Source organism: Bacteroidia bacterium (assembly GCA_023228875.1).
Lineage (GTDB): Bacteria > Bacteroidota > Bacteroidia > NS11-12g > UBA955 > JALOAG01.
This window is the reverse complement of the sequence record JALOAG010000041.1, coordinates 1-5,442: the sequence shown is the minus strand read 5'-3', so window position 1 is coordinate 5,442 and position 5,442 is coordinate 1. Positions and strand designations below refer to the sequence as shown.

The following is a 5,442-nucleotide window of genomic DNA, read 5'->3' as shown; positions in this document are numbered from 1 at the left end:
GTTATAACTTGTACAACCAACACCTGATTTGCTCCAAGATAAGGGAGTGTATGGCTATTGCCTTCTGCCTCGGAAGTGTAAACTATTCTGCCTAACATATCATAAACCGCTACTTTTTTGATTTCAAAGTTTTGCGATTGGATATAAAATGTGTCATCTTTTTTGTAAACCACCCAACCATTGTTTAAATCCGGAATGGCAATATTTAGCACTCCCGATTGTTTGTAAACCACTTCAAAACGACTGTTGAATGTACCTTGCTGACTTACAAAACTATAATTTCCGTCTTTCAGGTTGTGTTCGGTTTGGGTGAAATTGTCTCTTAGGTAAATATCCTGATTTTCTGCAAAGATTCCGTCAAAATCCGCTAATGAGATTGTAAAACTTCCTGCTTGGTTGGCTCTGAATCCGAGTTGAACCACATCGTTATCGTCAAAAGGCAAAGCACGACCTTGAATTACAAAGTTATCTTGGCTATTCTGAATTAAACTGTACAAAGCAGAACCCGCATATCCGAACATTTTAGAGTCAATACCAAAATCCTGCTGGTTGGTGGCTTGATTTACATATCCGATAAGCGTTTGGTTCAGAACAAGTGTTTCGTCAGACAGATTGAGCCAAAGTCTGTGTTTTTCTTCTTCCATGGCTTTGAAAAATACTCCCTCGTCTGAAGTACGCATTGCGTTGGTAAAAATAACCGAAGGCAGGGTAGGGGCTTCTACCATAAATCCTTGTCCTACAGAAACAAATTCGTTGGGCTTTTTGTTTGTTGCATCGTTATCAGCCGATTGAGGGACATCTACACCTCCGATAAGGCTGTAAGTTGCCCAATTGTTGGCTGTATAATCTCCGCTTCCGTCATTTAAAGAACTATCCCACGGATTGATGTTTGTCCAAAAGTAAAGCGTTCCTGTACCGGGATTTTCTTGCCAAAACGCTGTTATACTTATATTAGACGGATACGGATTTCCTACACTTTGATACATTCCCAAAGGATTAAACGCAACTGAGATAGTTCCGTTGTTCGGAATTCCTGTAAATTCTCCGTTATATGTGTAAGGAGTAGTTACAAAATCGTTTGGAGCACGGAACATATATCCGATACCTTGCTCAAAGTTTTGGTCAGGGTCAGACGAAGTTCCGAAAATCTGACTCCATTGGTCGGTAGTGGTGTTGTAATCGTAAATGCGATACCAAATTGTTTGAGGCGAAAACTCTTTTAAACCTTGTTCTGCCACAGGCGAAGACCACAAGGTGTAATCTAAATGTTTGATTAACGAGCTGTTTCGGTAAACGGTAATTTCCCCAACATTTTCGACATCATCAACCTGAATCAGATTTGCCTCGTTTTGAACGATAAAGTTAGCCTGGCTTTGGGAGTTTTCAATTACTCCGTTTACGGTAAGTGTCGCTCCTGAGCTTACAGTCAGAGTTCCTGAATTTAATAATAATTCGCAGAAAGTCACATCTTCTGTAATGGTTAAATTTCCGTTAATGATGACTTTTTTGGTATGGTCAGGTGTGTTGTTGCTCCAAGAGGTTCCGTTCCAAATGGTAGATGACAGACATTCTCCGTTGCATAAATTTACTAAAGTAGTTTCGTCAGAACAATTTCCCGCATTACCCGAAATGGTTCTAACTCCCGAACCTTGTAAATAGGTGCAAAAATTAGAAAAATCACATATTGAGAGGTTGGTATTATTAACAATATGCAATCCGTATTCTTCCGATATAGAAACAGGATTTATATCTTGTAAATCTGATATATCGTTTAGTTGTCCGTTGTTTTCAATACGGATATACCCTTCCTCCATTTGAGTTAAGTTGTTTAATCCGTTTAAGCTCAAAAGAGAAGGATTGTAAAAAATATGTAAGGTCATTCCGACTTGAGCCAAAGAATCTAAGCCTGATAGGTTCACTAAAGCGTCATTGTTTCCTATAATTAAATCATTTCCTATTTCGGTTAAAGAACCAAGTCCTTCCAAATTTTCTAAAATAGTATTACCAGTAATGTTAAGATTGCCTTCAACCCAATTTAAAGAGTTTAGCCCCATAAGATTTTGCAGTTGAGAATTATTTTTAATATCGAGAAACCCTTGTATTTCTGAAATCTTATTTAAGCCGTCGAGGTTAGTAATATTAGCTCCCTGAATAGTTACGTTATTAAGGATAATATCTGAACAGTGAGCATATTCTGCTCCGAAACTATTTATCTGTTGTTGCGAAGTAAAAGTGAAGTTTCCTGTAGGACAGTCTTTTAATGTTGTAAAACTATACGGGCCTGCCCAATCACTTTGTTTGGTTTCGCAATAAGTACGGACATAGAAATCGTATTTAGTATCTGCCATAAGTTCAGAAAGGTTGTATTCGGTTCCTCCGATATAGCTCTCAATTATACCATTACCTTGTACAAATCCTGTAGTTCCCCACTCAATATCAAAAAGTTCTTCTTCACCATTCCAATTCAAATCAGCCGTATTAATAAATATATTAACTGCTTTCAGATCCGTAGGAATTTCACAAGGAATACAATCAAGTAGCACAATATCTAAGTCAAAACAATACCCTGCATTTTCGCTTATGGTTCTATTTCCCTCTCCATTCAAGTAGGTACAAAAATTAGGTAGGCTACAAACAGAAAGGGAAGGATTATTGGTAATATACAGACCTAACTCGCCCAATATAGTTTCGGGGTTGATATTTGAAAGTCCTGAAATATTATTCATTGACGGATTGTCCTCTAAAGCAAGTTTACCTCCAATGCTGACTATGCTTTCGAGGCTATCCAGGTTTTGAAGTTCTGTGTTTTGTATCCAAAATTCATTGCCTATATGATTTAAAGAAGTAAAACCAGATAACACAGCCAAACTCGGTAAGTCTTTAAGCCAAAAATGCCCGTCTATCTGATTTAATGAAGAAAAACCTGCAATTTCTGATAATGCGGGATTGTCTATAATATTAAAATTACCATTAACAGCAGATAAGTTATTCAGTCCGTTAAGTTCGTTTAAAGACGGGTTACTTTGAATTGTAAAATCTCCTCCCACATTTACTAAACTATTCAACCCTGTTAAATCCGTAATATCTTCTCCTTCAACAATTACATCTCCTATTACATCGGTACAATGCGAATAGGTTTGCTCGAAAAAATCTACTTCAGCTTGAGAGTTCAGTATAAAATTTTCGAGACAAGGCTGACAAACAATCAGATCTAATTCTGTAATGTCATAACAGCCGAAATCTATATGTTCTATTCTCGCATATATTGTTTGTCCCCAAATTTCTGTATTAGTATAAGGAATAGTAAGTTGATTTTCGGGATTTCCTTCTTCTGCCAGTTCTGATGTTTCAAAATACATTACGGTCATATCCGTTTGCCCGTTAATAATTTGGGCATCTCTATCGGTTAGTATAAATGAGGCATAACCATCTTCAGACATACTTTCACAACCGATTAAAGTACTTGGTTGATAAGCTACAGGGTTGTCAGCAAATTCGACAGTAACAGAGTCAAAATAAGTACATTCTTCTAATCCGTAAGTCAGTTCTAAACCATAAACTCCAGCAGTAGAAACATCTAAATAACTTGTGGTTTCTCCTGGAATTTCGTTAAAACTTGAACCATCGTAAGCATACCATTGGTAGATTTCAAAGGGTTTTGACTCTACGCCAATAGTAATGGTGTCTAAGTTACAGGGAGCTGTGCTATCTTCTACAGTTAGATCATCTCCCAAATTAAGACCGATATTAAAACTACCAGCTTTAAAAAAAACGGCAGAATCATAACCAGCGTCTCCTCTGTCTGCAATTACAATTTTAAGTTCATAAGTTTCTCCGGGAATCAGTGTTGCTTGTGCAGTAAGAGGAACAGTATGCCCATCATATTGTATTTCGTTTAGGTTATTCATCCCCGAGTTACTGACATATAAATCAGGAAAAAAATTAGTTCCTATTACTTCGCTTCCACACATAAAATCGTTGGAATGGATAGATATAGTGCTTACTGGTACGCCTGCTGAACCCGAAATAGCAGCAATATTAATACCTCCGTAGGTTGTTCCGGAAGTGTCGGGAATGCCCGGACCTTTTAGTAAGAAAGCAAAACCATCTCTATACTGATGTTGACATTCATATTGATTTTCATATTCTTCAGAAGCAAAAATAAAATCAAAAGAAATATTAGGTATGGAAGGAACAAAAGTAAACTGAAATACAGTGGCATTGTTAGTAGGCTGATTATCTCCGCTTTGGGCATCTAAAATAGCTTTCAGATCACTATCTCCCGTCCACCCAACTGAAATTCCGGATATTCCGGTATTATTATTAGGTCCTGTGGCATTTGAGGCAAATCCTGTTGTAAGGATAATCCCTTTATCAAACGGAAAGCTCGTTCCGGTAGCATCAAAATATCCCCAACTTTTTTGAGATGGATTCGTTGCACCGATTGGATTTTCCTGCAAGTAAATAAAATCTACTTCGGCACAATCACCGGCTCCAATCAAAACATCTTTAATCAGCTGTTCCGGAGTATAGCTTGATTCAGGATGTGCTGAGTTATTAACAGATATAGTGGTTTGTGAAAATCCTGCGAATGTAAATAGAAAGAGTATTATTGTTGATAGCACTCGATTCTTCCAGAAGTGCGTAAAAAAAGAGATTTGTTTGTTGCAAAAATTTACCTTCATAAGTATTGTTTTAAATTATTGACAGTTAAACCTGATGTTGTGGCTTATGTCTAAATCGTTTGTTAATATAAAAGTGTTGGTTTATTAATAATGTGTTGTTTTTTAGACAATTAAATTAGGTAAAGGCTAAATATAAAATATCGGAATTAATATTTTTTTAAATTTATATTCTGACAAAGTTAAAAAAAAATCAATAGGGACTTATTTTTTTTTTGAGCGTGAAAGAATCAGTACATGAATTCTTTACAAACAAAAAAACTCTGACGAAGCTATTGAAAACTTCGTCAGAGTTGATGTCAAATTTAGGATTTGGTACTTAGGGTTTAGAATTCGAAATTAATGATTTAGAGTTCGAGAGTATCGAAATACTAAAATGTATGTATCCGAAGTACATTATTTATTAGCCACAGATACACAGATTTTTTTATGTTTTTTGAGAAAATTATATTTCCCAGATTGGATTGAATGAAAAACACTCAATATCAGTGTGATTTACATTGTGTTTTTCTAAACTATTTTACATTTAGCATCTGTGCATCTGTGGGATAAAAAGTTTAATTTCCTACTTTCTTACTCAAAACTTCTTCATTTGCGGTTATAACTTGTACAACCAACACCTGATTTGCTCCGAGATAAGGAAGTATATGGCTATTTCCTTCTGACGCATCGGAATAAACCACCCTTCCTAATACGTCATAAACCGTTACTTCCTTCATCTCAAAGCCTCTTGAATAAATATGAAACACATCATTTTGTT

The 5,442-nt window shown here is 36.1% G+C and carries 2 protein-coding genes; both read right to left on the bottom strand.

What is annotated here, in order from left to right; genetic code table 11:
• Nucleotides 1-4,625, bottom strand: a 4,625-nt coding sequence (locus tag M0R38_12720) for a choice-of-anchor L domain-containing protein (GenBank protein MCK9482598.1), incomplete at its 3' end; no start/stop codon positions are given.
• Between the two features lie 614 nt (nt 4,626-5,239).
• On the bottom strand, nt 5,240-5,442 hold a 203-nt coding region (locus M0R38_12715), incomplete at its 5' end, for a T9SS sorting signal type C domain-containing protein (protein ID MCK9482597.1).